This window comes from Kitasatospora sp. NPDC058478 (assembly GCF_042720345.1).
Taxonomy (GTDB): Bacteria; Actinomycetota; Actinomycetes; order Streptomycetales; family Streptomycetaceae; genus Kitasatospora.
In genome coordinates, this window is the sequence record NZ_JBHXML010000053.1 from 22,167 (window position 1) to 42,819 (window position 20,653).

At 73.8% G+C, this 20,653-nt stretch carries 19 protein-coding genes and 1 pseudogene; 9 read left to right on the forward strand and 11 right to left on the reverse strand.

Annotated features, from left to right (window positions below; translation table 11 throughout):
* Positions 1-50 precede the first annotated feature (50 nt).
* The 6 genes from efeB to ACFWPT_RS27190 form a co-directional block, all read right to left on the reverse strand.
* On the reverse strand, positions 51-1,418 hold the full coding sequence (gene efeB / locus ACFWPT_RS27165) for an iron uptake transporter deferrochelatase/peroxidase subunit (RefSeq protein WP_380484875.1): 1,368 nt from the start codon (positions 1,416-1,418) through the stop codon (positions 51-53).
* Positions 1,419-1,423: 5 nt separating this feature from the next.
* Positions 1,424-3,439, reverse strand: coding sequence for a FixH family protein (locus tag ACFWPT_RS27170; RefSeq protein WP_380484877.1), 2,016 nt, complete (start codon positions 3,437-3,439; stop codon positions 1,424-1,426).
* A 13-nt stretch (positions 3,440-3,452) separates the two neighbouring features.
* Positions 3,453-3,974, reverse strand: coding sequence for a copper chaperone PCu(A)C (locus ACFWPT_RS27175; protein ID WP_380380874.1), 522 nt, complete (start codon positions 3,972-3,974; stop codon positions 3,453-3,455).
* Complete coding sequence (locus ACFWPT_RS27180; protein WP_063348371.1) at positions 3,971-4,639, reverse strand: SCO family protein; 669 nt, start codon at positions 4,637-4,639, stop codon at positions 3,971-3,973. Before ACFWPT_RS27180 ends, ACFWPT_RS27175 begins: the two co-directional genes overlap by 4 nt.
* A 25-nt stretch (positions 4,640-4,664) precedes the next feature.
* Complete coding sequence (locus ACFWPT_RS27185; RefSeq protein WP_380380876.1) at positions 4,665-5,420, reverse strand: YcnI family protein; 756 nt, start codon at positions 5,418-5,420, stop codon at positions 4,665-4,667.
* Between the two features lie 226 nt (positions 5,421-5,646).
* Positions 5,647-6,477, reverse strand: coding sequence for a hypothetical protein (locus ACFWPT_RS27190; RefSeq protein WP_380484879.1), 831 nt, complete (start codon positions 6,475-6,477; stop codon positions 5,647-5,649).
* A gap of 229 nt (positions 6,478-6,706) precedes the next feature.
* Here ACFWPT_RS27190 and ACFWPT_RS27195 point away from each other — a divergent pair, with 229 nt between their 5' ends.
* Positions 6,707-7,342 carry an ATP-binding protein gene (locus tag ACFWPT_RS27195; protein ID WP_380484881.1) on the forward strand — a complete coding sequence of 212 codons (636 nt, stop codon included), beginning with the start codon at positions 6,707-6,709 and terminating at the stop codon, positions 7,340-7,342.
* A gap of 117 nt (positions 7,343-7,459) precedes the next feature.
* Here ACFWPT_RS27195 and ACFWPT_RS27200 read toward each other — a convergent pair whose 3' ends face one another.
* A complete protein-coding gene (locus tag ACFWPT_RS27200; RefSeq protein ID WP_380484883.1) occupies positions 7,460-8,473 on the reverse strand; it encodes an LAETG motif-containing sortase-dependent surface protein in 1,014 nt (337 codons plus the stop codon).
* 207 nt (positions 8,474-8,680) lie between these two features.
* Between ACFWPT_RS27200 and ACFWPT_RS27205 the strand changes: the two genes are divergently transcribed.
* On the forward strand, positions 8,681-8,911 hold the full coding sequence (locus ACFWPT_RS27205; protein ID WP_380373502.1) for a hypothetical protein: 231 nt from the start codon (positions 8,681-8,683) through the stop codon (positions 8,909-8,911).
* A gap of 30 nt (positions 8,912-8,941) precedes the next feature.
* Entirely contained in the window at positions 8,942-10,261 is a 1,320-nt protein-coding gene (locus tag ACFWPT_RS27210) for an amidase (RefSeq protein ID WP_380484886.1), read from the forward strand.
* A 169-nt stretch (positions 10,262-10,430) separates the two neighbouring features.
* Here ACFWPT_RS27210 and ACFWPT_RS27215 read toward each other — a convergent pair whose 3' ends face one another.
* Complete coding sequence (locus tag ACFWPT_RS27215) at positions 10,431-11,072, reverse strand: TetR/AcrR family transcriptional regulator (RefSeq protein ID WP_380484888.1); 642 nt, start codon at positions 11,070-11,072, stop codon at positions 10,431-10,433.
* Between the two features lie 175 nt (positions 11,073-11,247).
* Here ACFWPT_RS27215 and ACFWPT_RS27220 point away from each other — a divergent pair, with 175 nt between their 5' ends.
* From ACFWPT_RS27220 to ACFWPT_RS27230, 3 genes are all read left to right on the forward strand, one after another.
* The gene (locus tag ACFWPT_RS27220; RefSeq protein ID WP_380335405.1) at positions 11,248-12,114 is read left to right on the forward strand and encodes an alpha/beta hydrolase; all 867 of its coding nucleotides are present in this window, start codon (positions 11,248-11,250) and stop codon (positions 12,112-12,114) included.
* Entirely contained in the window at positions 12,111-12,731 is a 621-nt protein-coding gene (locus tag ACFWPT_RS27225; RefSeq protein WP_380484891.1) for a TIGR03086 family metal-binding protein, read from the forward strand. The genes ACFWPT_RS27220 and ACFWPT_RS27225 overlap by 4 nt, the downstream gene beginning before the upstream one ends.
* Positions 12,732-13,086: 355 nt before the next feature.
* Complete coding sequence (locus ACFWPT_RS27230; RefSeq protein ID WP_063348362.1) at positions 13,087-13,908, forward strand: protein phosphatase 2C domain-containing protein; 822 nt, start codon at positions 13,087-13,089, stop codon at positions 13,906-13,908.
* Positions 13,909-13,945: 37 nt separating this feature from the next.
* On the opposite strand, the pseudogene ACFWPT_RS27235 reads toward ACFWPT_RS27230, so the two are convergent.
* Positions 13,946-14,671: pseudogene (locus tag ACFWPT_RS27235) on the reverse strand (pirin family protein); the annotation flags it as partial.
* Between the two features lie 35 nt (positions 14,672-14,706).
* Here ACFWPT_RS27235 and ACFWPT_RS27240 point away from each other — a divergent pair.
* Complete coding sequence (locus ACFWPT_RS27240) at positions 14,707-16,455, forward strand: recombinase family protein (RefSeq protein WP_380484893.1); 1,749 nt, start codon at positions 14,707-14,709, stop codon at positions 16,453-16,455.
* 66 nt (positions 16,456-16,521) lie between these two features.
* Here the strand turns inward: ACFWPT_RS27240 and ACFWPT_RS27245 are convergent, their stop codons facing one another.
* Together ACFWPT_RS27245 and ACFWPT_RS27250 are read right to left on the reverse strand one after the other, a co-directional pair.
* Complete coding sequence (locus tag ACFWPT_RS27245) at positions 16,522-17,337, reverse strand: hypothetical protein (RefSeq protein ID WP_380484895.1); 816 nt, start codon at positions 17,335-17,337, stop codon at positions 16,522-16,524.
* Positions 17,338-17,931: 594 nt separating this feature from the next.
* A complete protein-coding gene (locus ACFWPT_RS27250; RefSeq protein WP_344468825.1) occupies positions 17,932-18,426 on the reverse strand; it encodes a helix-turn-helix transcriptional regulator in 495 nt (164 codons plus the stop codon).
* Between the two features lie 420 nt (positions 18,427-18,846).
* Between ACFWPT_RS27250 and ACFWPT_RS27255 the strand changes: the two genes are divergently transcribed.
* The gene (locus ACFWPT_RS27255) at positions 18,847-19,893 is read left to right on the forward strand and encodes a hypothetical protein (RefSeq protein ID WP_344468826.1); all 1,047 of its coding nucleotides are present in this window, start codon (positions 18,847-18,849) and stop codon (positions 19,891-19,893) included.
* Positions 19,893-20,606: an ATP-binding protein gene (locus ACFWPT_RS27260; RefSeq protein WP_380484898.1), complete on the forward strand. Its 714-nt coding sequence runs from the start codon at positions 19,893-19,895 to the stop codon at positions 20,604-20,606. Before ACFWPT_RS27255 ends, ACFWPT_RS27260 begins: the two co-directional genes overlap by 1 nt.
* The last annotated feature ends 47 nt before the right edge of the window (positions 20,607-20,653 follow it).

Sequence of the window (20,653 nt, forward strand, 5' to 3'; positions counted from 1 at the left end):
CGGCCAGGAAAGCGTTTCAGTGGCCGGGACCGGAGACCGTCGGGGGCGTGCTACTCGAAGAGCTGCTGGCCGAGGTAGCCGTCGGCCGGGACGCCCGGCGGCACCGCGTACAGGCCGCTGGCCTCGTGCCGCAGGAAGCGGGAGAGGCCGTCCCCCCGGGCCAGCTTGCGCTGCACCGGGGTGAAGCCCTTGCGCGGGTCGGCCTGGAAGGCGAGGAAGAGCAGCCCGGCGTCCGGCGAGCCGTCGGGCAGCAGGCCGTCGTGGTACGAGAACCCGCGCCGCAGCATCGCCGCCCCGCCGTTGGCGGCCGGGGCGGCCACCCGGACGTGCGCGTCGGCGGGGATCGCCAGCGCGCCGTCCGGGCCCTGCGCGGCCAGGTCGACGGGGGTGCGCTCGCCGGCCCCGGCGGGCGCGCCGAGCGGCGCGCCGTCCGACTTGCGCCGCCCGATCACCCGCTCCTGCCGGTCGGTCGGCAGCGCCTCCCAGTTGTCCAGCAGCATCCGGATCCGCCGGAACACCAGGTACGAGCCGCCGGCGAGCCAGGCCGGCTGGTCCGGCCCGGCGGTGCAGAACACCTTGGCGGCGAAGCCGTCCTCGCCCGGCTGGGGGTTGTTGGTGCCGTCGATCTGGCCCATCAGGTTGCGGCCGGTCATCGGGCGCGCGGTGGCACCGGGCGTACGGGCGAAGCCGGCCGACTGCCAGCGCAGTGCCGCCGTGCCGGCCGCCTGGCGTTGCAGCACCCGCAGCGCGTGCACGGCCACCAGGGCGTCGTCGGCGCCGATCTGGACGAACAGGTCGCCGTCGCCGCGCGCCGGGTCGAGCGCGTCGGCGGGGAAGGGCGGCAGTGGTTCGAGCGCCTGCGGGCGGCGGTCGGCCAGCCCGGCCTTGTCGAACAGGGCGGCGCCGAAGCCGACGGTGAGGGTGAGCGAGCAGGGGCCGGCGTCCAGCGCCACCTGGTTGTCGGTGTCCTCGGCCGGCTCCCCGGCGGTCAGCCGCTCGGCGGCCTTCGTCCAGCGCTGGAGCAGGGTGCGCAGCCCGTCCCGGCCGACGCCCTCGGCCAGGTCGAAGGCGGCCAGCTGGACCCGGGCCTGCTGGGGTTCGAGGATGCCGGCCTGGTGCTCGCCGTGGAACGGCACCCGGGCCGCGCCGAGCGCGCCGCCCGGCCCGGCGGCGGGCGCTGCGCCGGGGTGGCGGTCCAGGGCGACCGCACCGGCGACGCCGGCTCCGGCGCCGGCCAGCAGCCCGGCGCCGGCGGTGCCGAGCAGGGCCCGCCGGGTGAAGCCGGCGCGGCCGGGCGCCTGCGCACCCTGTGCTGCGGGCCTCGGCACCGTGGCCCGGTCCGCCGTGGCCCGGTCCGCCGTGGCCCGGTCCGCCGTGGCCCGGTCCGCCGTGGTGCGGTCCGTCGAGGTGTGCTCCATCGCGGTCAGCCGATCTTGAACTGCTGGGTCGGGGTGGTCTGGTCGATGTCGGAGGAGCGGATCTGCACCGACACCACCCAGGTGCCGGCCAGCGGCAGCTGCGCGGTGCCGCTCCAGCGGCCGGTGCCCTCCGGGGTGAGCGCCACCGGCAGCGGGCCGAGGTCGCGGTCCGGCAGGGTGAAGGCGAGCTGCACCTCGGGGACGTCCACCGGCTGCCCGTCCGCGCCGGTCAGCGCGAGGTGCACCTCGTTCGGGCCGGTCCGGGCCGGGTTGAGGGTGACGGTCGCGGTCCCCTTGGCGTTCGGGGTGCGGCCCTTGGTGTCGTACGGGAGCTTGAGCTCGACGGTGCGGCCCGGCTCGGTCTGCGGGGCGGGCGCGCCCCCGGCGGCCGGCCCGGCGGCGGGTGCGACGGCACCGGCCTTGACCTCGCTCGCCACCCGCCCGGGCGGGGAGTTGGTGAGCATCGTGGTGACCACCAGCACCGCCACCGCGACCAGCGCCTCGACCAGCACCGAGCGGCGCAGCCCGGCCCTGGTCGGGGTCAGCCCGCGCTCGCGCCCGGCGCTCTCCCGGGCCGCCTGCTGGCGGGCCAGCTGGGCCTGCCGGAGCGGGTCCTCGGGGTGCGCGGCGGCGACGCCGACCGGCTCCGGCACCGCGGCCGGCTCGACCTCCGCCGCCTCGGCCGGGGCCGCGCGCAGCCGGGCCAGCCAGGTGCGGGAGAACCAGGCGGCGCCGAGCATCACGGCCACGCAGCCGGTCTTCACCAGCAGCAGCCGCCCGTACTCGGTGCCGGTCAGCGCGCCCCAGCTGCCGAGGCCGCGCCAGGACTGGTAGACGCCGGTGGCGGCCAGCACCGCGACCGAGCCGAAGGCGACCTTCGAGAAGCGGTCGACGACCTGCGCGCCGACACCCTCGCGCAGCGCGACCAGCAGCGCGGCCAGGCCGCCCAGCCAGAGCGCCATCGCGATCAGGTGCAGCATGCCGAGCGGCAGCGACAGCCAGACCTGGATGCCGACCGAGGCGTGGTCGGCGCCGACCCAGGTCGCCGCCAGGGCGATCGAGAGCACCAGCCCGGCGACGCCGAGGCCCAGCCGGGCCTCGCGCTGCGGCCGCTCGGCGGCGCGCTGCTCCAGCTCCCGCAGCTCGGCCTCCTCGGCCTCCTCGTCGCCGACGCGTCCGGCGCTTCCGGCGCTCCCGGCGTCGCCGGGCTGCGCCGCCGGCCGGGCCGGCTGCCCCAACTGGCCGACCAGCAGCGACAGGAACACCCCGCTCGCCGCGAGCAGCAGCAGCCGGGCGGCCAGCGCGGTGCCGATCCGCTCGTCCAGGGTGGCGCGCACCAGCGACAGGTCGAGGGCCTTGCCGATCCCCGAACCGCGCTCGTACGGGCCGCGCAGCATCAGCACCGCGACGGTGGAGGCCAGCAGGGCCGCCCAGCCGGTCATCAGCAGCCGCTGCATCCGGCGCCGGGTGGCGCCCTCCGGCCAGCAGATCAGCACGAACGCGGCGACGCCGGCGAGCAGGGCGAACGCCGCGTACGCGACGGTGCGCCCGGTGCCGTAGAGGGCGGAGACCAGGCCGTCGGCCTTGGCGCCCTGGAGCGCGGTGGCGGACACCGAGGTGTCCGAGGGCGCGCCGATGGAGAAGGTGAACGCGCCGCCGATCGGGTGCGAGTCCTCCGAGACGGCCCGCCAGGCGACGGTGTACGTGCCGTTGGCGAGCCCGCTGTTCAGTCCGACCCGGGCGGTGTCCGCCTTGCCGTCGGCGTGCCCCGGGTTGCCGGTGTCCACCGCCTTGCCGGCCGGGTCGAGCACCCGCACCGAGTCGCTGGACAGCGACACGGACTCGCTGAAGGTCAGCGTGACCGCCTGCGGGGCGGTGGCGACCACCGAGTTCTGGTGCGGGTCGGTGGACTCCAGGGTGGCGTGCGCGGCGGCCGGTCCGGCGCCGGCGAGCATCAGCGCGAGCAGCGCGCCGAGCGTCCCGAGCAGTCCGGCGATGCGGCGGTGGGCGGCCTTCTCCATGCTGGCGGTCCCCTTAACTCTGGCCGGGGCGGTAGGTGAGCTCCTTGACCGGCACCTTGACCGACAGGGTGCCGGACTTGGCGAAGGTCAGGTCGAGCTCCAGCTCGTCGCCGAGGGCGGGGGCCTTCTGCCATCCCATGATCATCAGGTGGGTGCCGCCGCGGGCGAACTGCAACGCGCCGTGCGCGGGCACGTCCAGGCTCGGGACCTGCTCCATGCTCGACGGGGTCGAGCGGTGCATGGTGACGGACTCGGCGCCCGGGCTGCTCACCTTGACCAGCTGGTCCTGCCCGCCGTCGTTGCGGACGGTCAGGTAGCCGGCGGCCATCCCGCCGGCCGGGGGCAGCGGGATGTAGGAGTCGGCGACGCTCAGCTTGGCCGCCCCGCCGCCGGCACCGTCCTGACCGCCTGCCCCGCAGGCGACCAGGATGGCGCCGCCGCCCAGGGCCGTCGCCAGTACCGCGCCCGTGAGCGCCGTCCGCCGGAAGCCGAGGGTCGCGCGGCCGGCCGGGGCGTGGCCGGTCGGGGCCTTCATGCCGCGACCCCCTTGGCGAGCAGCGGCAGGTCGTGCTCGTAGGTCTTCTCCTCGGTGCCGCTCAGGTAGAGCACGTGCGCCTTGTCGTCCGAGGGGAGGAAGGCCAGCACCTGCGCGCCGTGGGTCGAGGTGACGGTGCCGTCCGCGTTGACCACCGGGTCCTCGATCATGATGCCGAGCGACCTGGCGGCCGTCTTCACCTTGGCCAGGTCGCCGGTCAGGCCTATGAAGTCGCTGCCCATCGAGTCCAGCCAGGTGCGCAGCACCTTGGGGGTGTCGCGCTGCGGGTCGGTGGAGACGAAGACGACGTTGACCTTCTGCCGCTCCTCGGCCGGGAGCGCCTTCATCGCGACGCCGATGTCGCCCATGGTGGTCGGGCAGACGTCCGGGCAGCTGGTGTAGCCGAAGAACAGCAGCGTGGTCTTGCCGTTGGTCTGCTGCCGCAGGTCGTACGGCTGGCCGGAGGTGTCGGTCAGCTGGAGGTCGGGCTTCTCGAAGTTCTTGGTGAGCACCGTGCCCTGGTACGGCGAGTCGGACTTCTGCTTGGTGACCTTGGCGGGGGTCGAGCCGCCCCCGGAGGAGCCGCAGGCGGTCAGCGTCAGGGCGGCGGCGAGCGCGACGGCGGCCGCGCCGGCCAGGCGGGTGGTGCGGGTGGTGCGGGGCATGGGAGATCCGATCGTGCGGGGTGGGTCAGGAGGCGGAGCCGCTGCTCCGGCGGCGCAGGCCGAGCACGCCGACGGCGGTGCCGATCACGCCGACCACGATGCCGACCACGCCGAGCACCCGGGCGGTGGAGTCGCTGGACTTGGCGCCGGCCGGGGCCGCGGCGTGGTCGGAGCTGTCGCCGTGGGCGCCCGCGGAGGGGGAGGCGGTGACGCCGCCGTGGGCGTCCTCACCGGCGGCGGCCTTGGTGAGCTTCAGGACGGGGGCCGGGTGGGCCGGCTCGGGCTGGCCGTCCTTGGACTCGTCGATCCAGCGGACGACGTCGCCGTTGTCGTAGGTCTGCAGGGTCTTGAAGACCATGCTGTCGGCGTCGGACGGCAGCGGGCCGATCGAGACCCGGAACTCCTGGAACTGACCGGGGGCGATCTTGGTGCCGGCGTCGGCGGTCCAGGTGATCTTGGAGACGGCCTCGTTGACGTCGCTGCCGTGCACCTTGATCGGCTTGTCGAGCTTCGCCTTCTCGACGGCCGCGGTCCAGCCCGGCAGCGGCAGGGTGCGGACGGAGGCCAGCGGGTGGTCCAGCGGGAGGTTGACCTCCAGCTTCACCGTGCCGGCGGCGTCGCTCTCGTTCGGCACCCGGAAGTCTACGGCCGTGTAGCCGCCCTGGGCGGCCGCACCCGGGTTCACGGTGACGTGCGCGAACGCGGGGCCGGCCAGCGCCACCACGGAGGCGGCGGCGGTGAGGGCGACGGCGGCGAGACGGCGGGTGGGAAGGGAACGCATGATGCGGTGTCTCCGATCGGAGCTCGGCGGACCGGCCCGCGTCCGGGCGACGGGAAGACCGTGCCTCGGCGGGGCCGCGCGTGGGGACGTGCTGGGGACGTGTGGGGGCGGAAACCGGGGGCCGTCGGCGTGTCGGGGACACACGGGATGTCGGGGACACACGGGACCGGCCCGGGGACGCTGCGCACGACCGGGGCCCGACACGAACGGGGCGCCAGGAGCCGGATCAGTACGCGAAGACCCCGCGCGGCGGACCGCGCCGCACCACGCTGTGCCGCAGCGCGGCACCCGCCGGAAGCGGACTCTCCCCGCCCCGGACCCCGAACCGACGGGCCGGACCGGCCGCGCCGAACAGGCCGCGCAGCAGCGCCGCCACCAGCACCAGCGCCGACCGCAGCGGCGCCGCCCAGTGCTCCCGGGCCGCCGACGCGGTCACCCGCACCAGCCGCCACAGCGCCGCCTCACCACGCCGCAGCCACCAGCCCGCCACCAGCGCGGCGGCCAGGTGCCCGGCCAGCATCGACGGCGTCATCCCGAACACGCCGCCCTGCCACCACGGGGCGACGGCGTACGCGTTCGGGTCCAGGCCCGCCGAGGAGACCAGCTGCTCGGCGGTCGGGCTCCCGGGCAGGCCGGCCAGCGTGCCGGGGCGCGCCTCGTTGCAGATCAGCCGGCCCGCCACGGTCGGCAGGGTCAGCGGACCGGAGCCGCCGTGGTGCATGCCGGCCATGCCGCCGATCGCGGCGTGGCCGTTGAAGCTGTGGAACAGGCAGTGCAGCCCGAGCTGACCCGCGCCCAGCGCACCGGCGATGGCCGTCAGCGAACGCTCCCGCCCGCCGCAGGCCACCGCGAGCACCAGCACCGCGGCGAAGCCCGTCGCCAACGCGGTCGGCGGCACGTTCCCGCCACCCGCCAGGGCGTGCCCGGCGGCCGCTATCAGCGTGCACACCAGGGCGAACGGGACGGCCCGGGCAAGCCGCAGATCCCAGGCGGCGGCCCCCACCGGCGCATCCGGTGCGAGGGCGCCCGGGAGCGGGGCGGCGGGGAGGGCAGTCATGGCCGGGACATCATCTCACCGCCTACCTCGCCCGCGTGGGCAGGGTGGGAAATCCCTACGAATGCCCCGTTCGGCAGCGGCGTGCAGGCCGGAGAGTGCGCCACTCGGCACAATCCACGGCCTCAGTCCATCCGCCGAACGGGCGGCAGCGGGCCCCGGGCACGGTTCACCGCCGAATCGCCCGGAGATACCTAGTTGTATGTGGAGCCGCAGCCAGGAGGGACCTCCCGTGGACATCTGGTGGACTCTGCACCTCAAGCGCGACCCGGCCAGCGTCCCGCTGGCCCGGCGCATCCTGCTCGGTGCCATGGCGACGGCGGGCGTCGACCCGCAGATCGCCCACGACCTCGGCGTCGCCCTCAGCGAGGCCTGCGCCAACGCCGTCGAGCACGGCGCCGGCGGGCGGCCCGACGACGGCTTCCAGGTCACCGCCTCGATCAGCGGCGACCGCCTGCGGATCGAGGTCACCGACTCCGGCCCCGGCCTGCCCGGCCCCGTCGGCACCCCCGCCCCGGCGCTGCGCCGCCGCCCCGTCCCCCCGCCGCCGCCCCGCCCGGCCGCGCACCGCCGCCCCCGCCGCGGCCGCGCCACCGTCCCGGCCCGCGTCCTCACCGCCCACCAGCCCCGGCGCGACGGCCACCCCTACGACACCCACGTCCTCCCCGCCCGCCCCGCGGCGCCCACGCTGCGCCCCGTGGACCTCGACGCCCTCCCGGACCTCACCGCCGAATCCGGCCGCGGCCTCTTTCTCATCCACGCCCTCACCGATCACGTCCAGCTCCGCAACCACCCGCTCCGGGGCGCCATCGTGAGCTTCGACAAGATCCTCAAGTGGCAGGACGGGGCCTTGCTGCAGGCGTCCTGACACGGCGAACTGATGACGACGCGCTGATGACGACGGGCTGATACGACGAACTGATACGACGAACGCCGGGGGCGCGGACCACGGTCCGCGCCCCCGGCGTTCACCCGGGTGCAGGGGTCAGCTGTGCGCGCCGGCCTTGCGGCGGCGCAGGACGAACACGGTGCCGGCGCCGGCCGCCAGGACGGCGGCGCCGCCGAGGGCGATCGGCAGGGTGCTGGAGTCGGCGCCGGTCTCGGCCAGGTGCGGGCCCGCCGACGGCGAGGCGGAGGCCGAACCGTGGCCGGCGGCCGCAGGGGTGCCGGCAGTCGGCGTGGCGGCCGACGCGTCGGTCACCTTGAACAGGTCGTCGACCCGGTAGCTGCCGTCGTACCGGAGGCAGCTGTCGGTGGCGGGGGCGCCCGGCACGTCCTTGGCCTCGAACTGCTCGGAGTAGCCGCTCAGCTGGGCGAAGTAGCGGGCGGTCACGGCCTTGTCGGTGGCCGCGAGACGCACCTGGAAGGTGATCTTCTGCCCCTTGGCGAGCTTGTACTCGCCGAGGTCCACCTGGAGGTAGGACATGTTGTCGCCCTTGATGCTGCTCGCGGCGGGGGTCTTCCAGTCCCCACCGGGCAGCTTGACCTGGATGGTGAACGACTCCTTGCCCCAGGTGACCGGGTTGATCACCGGCTCCACCTCGCTCACGTCGGTGAAGAAGAAGTCGGCGTCGACCTTCTTGAGGTCGACCGGGCCCGTGTTCTCGAAGGTCACCGTGGCCTCCTGCGCCGCGCCGCCCTTGACCAGGGTGGTCTTCGCGAGGCCGGTGCCGGTGACCTTGAGGTCCTGGTGCAGGCCGCCGCGGCAGGGTCCGCCGCTGGGCGTCGGCATCGGCGGGGTCGGCAGGTTCGTCGGCTTGCCGGTGGGCGCCGGGGTGGTCGGGGCCGGGGTGGTGGGCGCCGAAGTGGTCGGCGCCGGGGCGCTCGGGGTGGTGCTCGGGGCCGGGGTGCTCGGCGCGGGGGCGCTCGGGGTGGCCGTGGTGGAGGTGGGGGGCGGAGAGGAGGGGACTCCGACCGCACTCGCGCTGACGGCGCCGACCGTGGTGCCGAAGGAGAGCGCCATCAGCGCGGAGGCGGCCAGAAGGCGAGAAGAGCGCACGTTGAGAAGCTCCAGATTGGGGTAAATGGGGTCGATTTCGGGCGACTTGAGGCCTCCGGCAGGGCCGTCGGCGCGGGTCGCGCCCGCGAACCCTACCGGTTGTGAGTGGCTTGTTTCGATCAGATTTGGCGCTAAGTGATCGATGCTGCCCAGGCGCCCGTTCGGCCACCGGTTGCCGGGGTGGCCGGGGGGCCTGACGATGGCCGCATGAAGCACCAGATGCGAGCCGAGTACGGGGCCGGGGGTGCGACCGGCGGGGTGCGGTTGTGGCACATGGTCCGGGGGGTGGAGAGCGTGGCGATGTGCGGCCGGGAGCTCGACCCGGACGCGCAGGTGCGGGAGCCGGTGGACTGGGGCAAGACACCGGAGCTGTGCTGCCACACCTGCGGGGCGTACTACCTGCGCGAGACGCCGTACCTGTCGGCCGAACACCAGTAGTGCGTCCACGGGTGGTCTACCGTGATCGGCATGGAGCAACCCCTCGCCCGGCCGCGGTCGTTGACCCGTGAGGCCGCCGGGCTGCGGTCCGGCGTACCGGACCTGTCCGAGCACGTCGACCGTTTCTGCGCGCTGGTCGAGCGGGTGGACCCGCTGATCCACGCGTTCGTCCCGGAGCCGGGGCGGCACGACCGGCTGCACGCGCAGGCGCGGGCGCTGACCGCACGGCACCCCGAACCGGCCGGGCGACCGCCGCTGTACGGGGTGACGGTGGGGGTCAAGGACATCGTGCACGTGGACGGGCTGCCCACGCACGGCGGTTCGGTGCTGCCGCCGGGGGTCCTGGCGGGGCCGCAGGCCGTGGTGGTGGACCGGCTGCGGGCGGCCGGGGCGCTGGTCGCCGGCAAGACGGTGACCGCCGAGTTCGCGGCGAGCGCGCCAGGACCGACCCGCAACCCGCACCATCCCGGGCACACCCCGGGCGGCTCCAGCAGCGGGTCGGCGGCGGCGGTCGCGGCGGGGCTGGTGCCGCTGGCGGTCGGCACCCAGACGGTCGGGTCGGTGATCCGGCCGGCCGCGTACTGCGGGGTGGTGGGCTTCCGGCCCACGTACGGGCGGATCCCGATGGCCGGGGTGATCCCGAACGCGCCGAGCTTCGACACCCTGGGGGTGTTCACGGCCGACCTGGCCGGGGCGGCCCTGGCGGCCGCACTGCTCTGCGACGACTGGCGGGGCGAGGCGGCAGCCGGGGGCGGGGGCCGGCCGGTGCTCGGGGTCCCGGACGGGGCGTACCTGGAGCGGGCCGAGCCGGCGGCGCTGCGCGCCTTCGAGGAGAGCCTGGAGCGCCTGGCGCAGACCGGCCTGACGGTGCGCCGGGTGCCGCTGTTCCCGGACTTCGCCGGGATCACCCGGCAGTTGCAGACGATCAACCGCTTCGAGCTGGCCCGCGGCCACGCCGACTGGTTCGCCCGGTTCGGCGGCCTGTACCGGCCGGAGACGGCGGCCAGCATCCGGGTCGGCCAGGGCGTCGCGGCCGAGGACCGGGCGGCCGCGCTCCAGGCCCGGGAGCGGTTGCGCGAGCGGGTCGCCCGGGCGACCGCCGAGGCCGGGGTGGAGCTGTGGCTGGCGCCGTCGGCGACCGGCGGGGCGCCGGAGGGCCTGCACAGCACGGGGGACGCGGTGATGTCGCTGCCGTGGAGCTACCTGGGCCTGCCCGCGCTGAGCCTGCCGACCGGGCGGACGGCGGAGGGGCTGCCGCTGGGCCTCCAGGTGGTCGGCACGGCGGGCGGCGACGAGCGGCTGCTGGCCCAGGTGGCTTTCCTGGAAGGGGCGCTGGGCCGAGAAGCCTAGAAGCGACCCAGGGGCTCTCTTTCGGATCACGCCGGGCGCGCGACGCCGGAGCACGCACCTCGCCGCGTTGTCGTCGGTCGCCGATACTCCGCATGGACTCCCTCCTCCGCCTTGCGATGCACGCACTCCGACGCCGCGCGCTGATCCGACGTGATCCGAAAGAGAGCCCCTAGGCGAGCGCCGGGTCGGCCGGGTCGGTGGCCTCGGCGCGCAGCAGGCGCAGCAGGAGGCGGGCGGCCCGCTGGTAGGGGATGTCCTCGTCGTGCAGCACGGCCTGGGAGTTGGCCGTCTCCAGGAGGGCGATCAGGGCGAAGGCGAGGTCGTCGAGGTCGGTGTCGGGCCGCAGGCTGCCGGTGGCGCGGGCCTCGGCGAGGGCGTCGGCGATCACCTGGCGCCACTCGCGGGCGCAGTCGGCGAGGGCGTCCCGGACGGCGCCGGGGCGGGCGTCGAACTCGGCGGTGACCTCGTAGAAGAAGCAGCCGCCGGGGAAGATCCGGGCCCGGGAGTAGGTGAGCCAGCTCTCGCAGAGGGCGCGGGCCCGGGCGAGGCCGGGCGGGGTGTCGGCGACCGGGGCGACGACGGCGTCGGCGAAGATGCGGCGGGCGGCGCGGACGGTGGCGAGTTGGAGCTCCTCCTTGGAGCCGAAGCCGGCGAACACGCCGCTCTTGCTGAGCCCGAGGTCGGTGGCGAGGCGGCCGATGGAGAGCGCGCCGAGGCCTTCGACGGAGGCGATCGCGACGGCGCGGTGCAGTACCGCCCGGCGGGTCTCCTCGCCGCGCAGGACCCGTCCGTCCGTGGTCGATCCGGCCATCGGCCACCTCAGTTCTCGTCGTCGCCGTCGCCGTCGCGGTGTGTGCCGCCAGGGTAGCCCGGGGGTGGGCGGCGGACTTCCCGTCCATAAAACTGTACGAACGGTCGTGCTAATATCTGGACCCAGCACGGCCCCCGCACCCCGGCACGCCCGTCCGCACCGACAGGGAGACCGCATGGACCCGGCCCTCGCACTGGTTCGCACCGCCCTCAACACCACCTCGCACCTGGCGCCCCGGCTGGCCGGCCGCGCCGCGTACGAGCTGTTCCAGCGTCCGCTGCGGCGCAGCGCCGTCCGCCCCGCCGAGCGGGAGACCCACCGGCAGGCCGCCGTCGAGCGGATCACCGTGAACGGCAAGGAGGTCGTCGTCTACCGCTGGGGCGACGGCGCCCGGCCGGTGCTGCTGATGCACGGCTGGCGCTCCCGCGCCTCGCGCTTCGCCCCCTACGTGCCCCGGCTGCGCGCGCTCGGGCTGAGCCCGGTCGCCTTCGACGCGCCGGGCCACGGCGACTCCGGCGGCCGGGCCACCACGGTGCTGGAGTACCGCGCCATCGCCGGGCAACTCCAGGACGGCTACGGCGGGTTCGAGGCGATCGTGGCGCACTCGCTGGGCGTGGCCGGGGCGTTCCTGGCGCTGCGCGAGGGAGTCCGGGCCGGGCGGCTGGTCGCCCTCGCCGGGGTCAGCGAATTCGCCTACCTGCCGGGCGCGTTCTGCGCCGGGCTCGGCCTCGGCCCGGTGATCGAGCGGGACCTGCGGCACCGGATCGAGCACGAGCTGTTCGCCGGCACCGAGGACCCGTGGCGGCGCTTCGACGCCGCGCACCGGCCCGAGGAGGTGCCGCTGCCGATCCTGGTGGCGCACGACGAGGGCGACGACGTGGTCGGAATATCACACGCGCGGCGCCTGAAAGCCGCGTACGGTGACCGGCTGGAGCTACTGGTCACCCGAGGGCTCGGCCACCGCCGGATCGTCGCCGAGCCCACCGTCATCGACAACGCGATCGGCTTCCTGTCGGCCGGTCAGGAGGTCAGCGCCGCATGAGCCGTGCCGGAGAACTCGTCGAACTGCACGCCCGATCGCTGGACTTGGCCGCCGAAGTGGTGGACGGCCTGCGGCCCGACCAGCTGGAGCTGCCGAGCCCGTGCGCGGGCTGGACGCTGCGCCGGCTGATGGAGCACATCGTCGGCCAGCACCAGGGCTTCGCCGCGGCCGCCCGCGGCGCCGGGCCCGACCTCGCGCTCTGGGCCGACGCCCCGGTCGGCGACGACCCGGCGGGCGCCTTCCGCCGCACGGGCGCCGAGCTCACCGCGGCGTTCCGCGAGGCCGCGGCGGCCGGGCGCGACGTCTGGCTGCCGGAGATCCAGCACGGCGGCCCCTTCCCGCTGGCGCACGCGGTCGGCTTCCACCTGCTCGACACCCTGGTGCACGGCTGGGACGTCGCGGCCGCGCTCGGCGTCCAGGCCCCGTTCACCGCCGTCGTGGACGGCGACGAGGAGCTGGCGGCGACCCTGCTGGCGGTCGCCGAGGCCGTCCCGGCCGCACCGGAGAACCGGGTGCCAGGCAAGGCGTTCGCGCCGCGCCTCGAAGCGGGCACGGCGGGCGGCCGGTTCGACCGCGCGCTGGCCCTGCTCGGGCGGGACCCGGCCTGGAAGGCCTAGGAACGCGGGCCCGGATAGCCCGGTTCGGAGAGCTAGGCGTGCCGGCCGCCGCGCTGTTCGTCGGGGAAGCGCGGCCCGCCGATCAGGAAGAGCAGCGCGGCGGTCGGAAAGCCGGTCGAGGCGGCCACTAGCACGATGAACTCCCAGAACATCTCCTGCTCCTCGTCAGTCCCGGGCCGCCCGGACACCCGAAGGTGATCCCAAACCTGACAGGCCCTGATTGGCCGAATTGTCCGGTCGTTATTCGACGGTATGACCGGATTGCCCCGGCTGCCACCGGGCGGCGGCGACCGGCCCGCGCCACACCGGCGCAGGGGTCTGGGCGCGGGCCGGGGGTGGCGGCCACACTGTCGGGATGCAGCTACAGCTCGCAGGGGAAGCACGGCGGCCGGACCGCGAGAGCGAGGACTTCGCGGCGGCCTCGCCGGAGGCGCTGGTACTGCTGGACGGTGCGAGTTCGCCGACCGGCCTGGAGTCCGGGTGCCGGCACGGAACCGCCTGGTACGTCCGCCGGTTGGGCGTGCACCTGCTCGCCCGGCTCACCGACCGGGTGGACCGCTCGATCGCCGAGTGCCTGGCCGACGCCATCGTGGAGACGGCCGCGCTGCACGGCGGCCGTTGCGACCTGGGCCACCCCAACACCCCCGCGGCGATGGTGGTGGCTGCCCGCCGGCACGGCGAGTCGCTGGAGTACCTGGTGCTCGGCGACTCGCTGCTGGTGCTGGAGTACAAGGACGGCCCGCCGAAGGTGATCGGGGACAACCAGCGCTTCCCCGGCGGGGAGGAACTGCGCCGGCAGGTCTGGGCGACCGTCCCCGGCTCGGCCGAGCGGGCCGCGCTGCACCTGGAGTACGCGCTGGCCGTCCGGTCCGCCCGCAACCGGGGCAACGGTCCGTGGATCGCCGCGGCCAGCCCGAAGGCGGCCGGGCACGCCGAGACCGGCTTCGTCCGGCTGGAGCGGCTGCACGCGCTGGCCGCGCTCACCGACGGCGCCTCGCGCTTCACCGAACGCTTCGGGCTGGGGAGTTGGGCGGACGCGCTGCGACTGCTCGCCGAGTCCGGTCCGGGTGAACTGATCGCGCAGGTCCGCGAGGTCGAGCGGGCGGACGCCGCCTGCGAGCGCTGGCCGCGCGGCAAGGCGCACGACGACGCCTCGGCCGTCTACGCGCTCCTGTAGCGCGCGGAGGACGGCCGAGGCGCCCGGGGCGGTGCCGTCAGTCGATCGGGTGACCGAACCGGCCGGACTGGAAGTCCCGCATGGCCTGCTCCAGTTCGCGGTGGCTGTTCATCACGAACGGCCCGTACCAGGCGACCGGTTCGCGGATCGGCTGCCCGCCGAGCAGGATCACGTCCAGGTTGGGGTGGCGGGAGTCCTGCTTGGTGTCGGCGGTGATGGTGATGGTGTCGCCCTCGCCGAACACGGCCGCCTGCCCGGTGTGGATCGGGCGGCCCTCGGCGCCGACGGTGCCGTCGCCGTTGAGGACGTAGGCGAGCGCGTTGAAGTCCGGCCGCCACGGCAGGGTGACCTGCGCGCCCGGGGTGATGCTGGCGTGCAGCAGGGTTATCGGGGTGTGGGTGACGCCCGGGCCCCGGTGGCCGTCCAGCTCGCCCGCGATGAGCCGCAGGATCGCGCCGCCGTCCGGGGTGGAGAGCAGCTTGACGTGGCCGCCGTGGATGTCCTGGTAGCGCGGGGCGGCCATCTTGTCGGAGGCCGGGAGGTTGACCCACAGCTGGATGCCGTGGAACAGGCCGCCGGTGGCCACCAGCGACTCCGGCGGCGTCTCGATGTGCAGGATGCCCGAGCCGGCCGTCATCCACTGGGTGTCGCCGCCGCCGAGGTGGCCGCCGCCGCCGTGCGAGTCCTTGTGGATGAACTCGCCGTCGATCAGGTAGGTGACCGTCTCGAAGCCGCGGTGCGGGTGCCAGGGCGTGCCCTTGGGTTATGTCAGTTAGGGGAGTAGTACCATCCGTTTTCATGTCCGCACCACCAGCGATCACCGGCATGGACGTCCATGCGGCCGTCTACGCACGCCAGTCCGACGCGCGTGAGAACGCCAGCGAAGCCTCCACCACGACCCAGCGCGAACTGGGTACGGCGGAGGCCAAGCGTCGTGGCGCCAAGTCGGTCACGTACTACGAGGACCTCGGCATATCGGCGTTCACCGGGGTCGAGCGGCCGAAGTTCGAGAAGCTGCTGCAGGACTGCCGGGCAGGCCGGATCAACCTGCTGGTCGTCTACTACGTCAGCCGCCTCTCGCGGCTCGACCCGCTCGACGCGATCCCGGTCGTCGTCGAGCTGCTGAACCTCGGCGTGACCATCGTCAGCGTCACCGAGGGAGAGTTCCGCAAGGGCAACCTGGTGGACCTGATCCACATGTTCATGCGGCTGGACCAGGCCCACAACGAGAGCAAGAACAAGAGCGTCGCCGTCCGGGGCGCCAAGGCCACGGCGCTCGAACTGGGCGGGTACATCGGCGGCAAGGCGCCGTACGGCTTCGAGTTGAAGGCCGAGACCAGGCTCACGGCGGACGGTCGGCCGATCGTCATCCAGACCCTCGTACACACGAAGAACGAGCCGGGGGTCATCCGCGACATCTGGGCGACGATCAAGAAGCACAAGGACCAGGTGTACGACCCCAAGCGGCGCCGCCACCCCGGTTCGCTGGGCGGGATCGTCAACAGCATGAACAACGAGGTCATCGTGCCCACGCGCGGCGCGACCTACGGCAAGAAGACGAAGAACAGTGCGTGGGACACCAAGACCGTCAAGCGCATCCTCAGGGACCCCCGGATAGCCGGGTTCGCCGCCGTACCCGTCTACAGGGTCGGCGAGAACGGCAAATCCACCAGCACGGTGGAGAGTTACCGCATCCTCCGCGACCCCGAGACGATGCTCCCGCTCCAGATCTACGAGGCGATCATCCCGCCCGTGGAGTGGTACGAGCTGCAGGAGTGGCTTGACGGACGAGGCCGCGGGAAGGGGCTCTCGCGGGGCGAGTCGCTGCTGTCCGCGATGGAGGTCCTGTACTGCGAGTGCGGATCCGTGAAGACCTCCCACGCCGACAGCGCCAAGGCGGTCAAGCGCTCGTACCGTTGCCGGCGACGCAAGAGGCTGCCCGGCCAGCACGCCGGAGAGTGCACGGTCAGCCAGGCGGCACTGGACGACCACGTGGCACGCAGCATCTTCGAGCTGCTGAGGGAGGTCGAGCACGACCACGAGGCCCTGGCGGTTCTCGCCGAGGCGACGCGCAGGTTCGGTGTCGCCACCGAGTCCCCGGAGCGTTCGCGGGAACGCGCGACCCTTGTCGCGGAGCGCGCTGATGCGGTGCGGGCACTTGAGGAGCTCTACGACGACCGCAAGGCGGGCGGTTTCCGGGGAGACATCGGCCGGCGGAGGTTCGTCACGGAAGAGGCCGCGCTCCTGCACCTCCTGGAGGCGGCCGAGGCGAGGATCGCCGTACTGGAGGAGGAGGCGACCCCGGTGATCCCCATCGCCGAGTGGCTGCCCGAGGACCCGGCGGCCGACCCCATCGGCCCGGGTTCGTGGTGGGAGAGTGCCCCCCTCGCCGAGCGCAGGAAGTTCGTCAAGCTGTTCGTGGACCGGATCACGGTGTCCAAGGCCCAGGAGCGCGGGGGCCGGGCACCGGTGCACCAGCGGGTGGAGATCGAGTTCGCCAAGCGCCGGGATGCGGCGGACGACGGCGAGGGGCAACGCGTGCTGTGACGGGTACCGACATGTGAAGGCGGCCCCGGACAACGGATGTCCGGGGCCGCCTCTGCGATATGTGTCCTAGCTCCAAGGGCCGAGGACCGTCAGCGTCGGCTTGCGGTACGAGACCTCGACGCCACTGCCCACACTGACCGTGACAAGCTCAAGTGCCAGTTCACAGAGCGCTTCTCCGGCGATACCGGCGAGCTCGGTGCGGGTCGTGACCGCTGCGTCGGCGAGGATTCGAGAGGGCGAACTGAACTCGAACCGTCCGAGGTCGTAGCGCCCCGCCAGTCGGAAGACCACGGTGGTCGCGGGCTGCGGAGCGCGCAGCTTCTTCGCCAGCGCCGCCCGTTCCTCGGAGGACTCGGGGCAGCCACACGGAGCCCCCTGGACCTCTGCCGGGGAGAGGAACAGCACGCCGTCACAGTGGTGGACGAGTCCCTGCGGCCCCCACAGCCGCAGCTCTGTCGTGACGGAGTCCGCGCCGTCGAGGACGACACGAACCGCAGGAGAACCGGTCACTACCCCCTGGGCCCAGTCGTCGGCCGTTGTGCCACCGAGGAGTTGGGAGATCGCTGCAGCAGTCTCCGGGGTGGTGGTGGAGACCCGCCAGTTGGGCAGCGACTCAGGGCGGTTGTCGATTCGGCGGCCGGTGTGGAAGCGGCCCACGACTGCGTCGTTGGGCGCGCAGACCGTCAGGTCCACTGAGGGGTCACCGGCGGACTCCCGTTCACGCAGCGGTGCGAGCGAGCCGTCGATCACGCGGCTGGAGCGGGGGAAGCTGGTAGTTCCCAGCGCTGGCCGAGCCGCCGTCGCTGGGAACTGAAGGGCCTTCAGGTAGGTGGCCGCAGAGCGGGCGTCCGGCTGGGCGGCGCTGAGGGACAGCTGGGGCATGTGGCTCCTCTTGCGGTGGCCGGCGGGCTGCAACCCGGGCTACCGCATGGCGACATCGTGGATGGGCGGTTTGAGGGGAGAGGGTGGCTCCCGGCTGGGAGCGAGAAGGTGGCGATCGGACGTCAGCGTCGAGATCACAGGAGCCGGGCTGGCCGCGGTCTGTCGCGGCCGTACGGCGGAGAAGCTGCGTCGGCGTCCAGCGCAGGTGGCCTGCGGCTGCGGACGGCAGCTGGGGACAGACCCGTCAGATGGGTCTGGGGGAGGCGCTGGGGGTGGTCACGGCGGAGCCCGAGACGAACCGCGCGGTGGTGGTCAGGCAGAAGCTGCGGGCTGCAGCTGCGTGTTGCTGAGGCGGCATGCGGGTCCCTCCTCGGTGGCCGGCGGGCTGCAACCCTGCACCGTGGTCGACGTCGTGGATGGGCGTTGCGCGGTTGGTGGCCGCGTGGGGTGTGACGTTAGCTCTGGATCCCGGCCGCGCCAAATGGCTGGTCGGGCTCGTGAGCACGGTAGGAGCGGCCCGGCCGTTTTCCGAAAACGCTCTTGAGCGGTCCTGGCGAACGGTCGACAGCGGCCTGGGCGACGGACCCGGCCGGGCTACTCGTCGGTGTGGACCGGCTCGGACGGCATCTTGCCGCCCCGCAGGAACTCCTGCACCAGCGGCGTGGGCGCGTATCTGCGGTACTCGAAGGAGAGGCCGATCGCGATCTTCCCGCGCAGCCGTTTGCGGTTGTGGGGGAAGTCCTGGCAGTACTTCTCGGCGGCCGCCAAAGCCTTGGTCGTGAACTCGGCGCCCTGCGCGGCCAGTCGGTAGCCCTGGACCACGTGGTCGGCGAGTTCCTGCATGATCTTCTCTTCGGGAGAGGTCGGCGGGCCGAGGAGGTCCTCCAGGGGCAGGTCGAAGACCTTGGCGAAGCCGATCGCCTCGTTGAGGTTGATCCGTCGGCGCGGCTCGCCGCTCTCGATGCGCCAGACCGAGGACTGGTTGATCGGGTAGCCGGCCTCGGTCATGCGCTTGGCCAGCTCGCCGGTGCTCCAGCCGCGGCGTTCGCGCTCCATTCGGACGCGCTCGGCCGCGTTCTCCTCGCTCATGCCAGCGGGGGCCCGCGGGTCTGCAGGATCGCTTCCTGGCGACTCCGCTTCCGGCCCGCCAGTCGTGTCGTCCGTGGGCTCGTCCGTCCCGGGCATCAATTCACCTCGCATCTGATCCTGAGGCGGCTTGCATAACGGCCGCCAGAGTGCCATAGTGATGCACGGTGAAGCGCATGTCAAGCCAAATCGCATCGCGACGCGGCGCTGCGCTCACCCCGAAAAGGCCGAAGGCCCCCGGTGCTATCAACACCGAGGGCCCGAAAGGTCCCAAAACCGCCCATCCACGACGATCGACCACGGTGCAGGGTTGCAGCCCATGCGCGCACCGAGGAAGGACCAACGTGCTCCAGCGTACGGCGTCGCCCCTGTGCGGCGCACCTGCCTCGCAGACCTCCTCCCTGAAGGCGGGGTGGTGAGGCCATGGCGCGCATCCGCACCATCAAGCCCGAGTACCCCGTCTCGGAAGACCTCGCCTCGGTCTCCCTGACCGCCGAGCGCACGTTCGTCTGCCTGCTCACCCAGGCCGACGACGAGGGGCGCCAGCGCGACAACGCGGCCGTCCTCAACGGCGCGCTGTGGTCGCTGCGGCCCGAGCACACCGCGCTCGACACCGAGGACGAGCTTCGCCAGCTCGCCGAGACCGGCCTGATCTGCCGCTACACCGGCTGCGACGGCCGCCAGTACCTGCACGTCACCAAGTGGCACGAGCACCAGAAGATCTCCCACCCCACCCCCTCGCGCCTGCCCTCCTGCTCCGTCCACGAGCCCGCAGGCTGGTGCGGCAAGTGCAAGGCCAAGGGCCGGGGCTGCGTGCGTCCGGCTCCGGAGAACTTCCGGAGCCTTCCGGAACCGCTCGCGACCCTCGCGGAGACCGTCCCCGCCCAACGGCCCTGCTCGGCCGGCGCCGAGCCCGTCCCCGCAGTAGCCCTGCCGGTGCCCAATGCGGCAGCTCCGAGCGAAAGCGCAGGTCAGGCGGCTTCTCCGGAGTCTCTCCGGAGGGCTCCGGAGAACGTCGTGCCTGGACCATGGACCTTGGACCATGGATCTACCCCTGAAGGGGGCGGCGGCGCCGCGCCCACCCCGGCACCCTCGTCGGCAGCGCCTGACCGGGACGGCCCGGTCTTGGTCGCCGCGCCCACCGGCAAGCCGTCGGTGAACGCGGGCGACCTGCTGGCCGAGTACGTCGCCGGCTGCCCGAAGCCGGTACCGGCCAACGTGCGGGGGCACCTCGGCAAGGTCATCAAGGACCTGCTCGACGGCGGCACCAGCGACGACGACATCCGCGCCGGGCTGCGGCTGTACGCGGCGAAGCCGATGAGCCCGAGCGTGCTGCCGAGCATGGTCCACGAGGCGATCAACGCCCAGCCCGCCGCGCCCTCCCGCGCCGGGCAGAGCGCTGCCCGCGCGCCGTACCGGCCCTTCGCCAACCCGGCCGACGCCCGCGACTACTACGAGGGGGACCTGTGATGACCAGCCTGCCCAACCCCCGCCGCACAGCCGAGCGTCGCGAGCCGCAGCCGGCCTCCGGCGCCGTCCTGCGCCTGGAGCAGATGCTGGCCGCCAAGGGCATCGACCCCGACCGGCCTCTGCCCGACACCGACCAGCCCTCCACCGCACTGGAGCTCGCCGACCGCCGCATCCCGCCGCGCTACCGCCTCGCCGAAGCCGACCACCCGGAGGTCACCACCTGGGTCCAACAGGTCACCCTGGCCTGCCGCCCCGGCCCCGGCAGCACCCTGGGCATCGCCCAAGGGCCCTCGCTCCTGATCGCCGGACCCACCGGCTCCGGCAAGACCCACCAGGCGTACGGGGCGATCCGCAGCCTGCTGAAGGCCGGTGTGCGTCTGCGCTGGACCAAGCTCACCGCCACGGAGCTGTACGCCTCCCAGCGGCCCCGCCAGGGCGCGGACACCGAGCGGGAGATGCGCGATCTGATGGCGAGCCCGCTGCTGGTCCTCGACGACCTCGGCGCCGCCAAGGCGTCCGAGTGGACCGAGGAGCTCACCCTGCGGCTGGTCGACCACCGCTACGAGCACCTGCTCCCGACGATCTTCACCACCAACCTGGCGCCCGGCGACATCAAGAACGCCCTCGGCGACCGCACCGCCTCCCGCCTCGCCGAGATGTGCGAGCGCGCGATCCTCACCGGCACCGACCGCCGCAGGCTACGCGCCGCCTGACCGGTGCCGGTGCCCGGTACGCCCCGGCCGGTGCGCCGGTGCGCCGG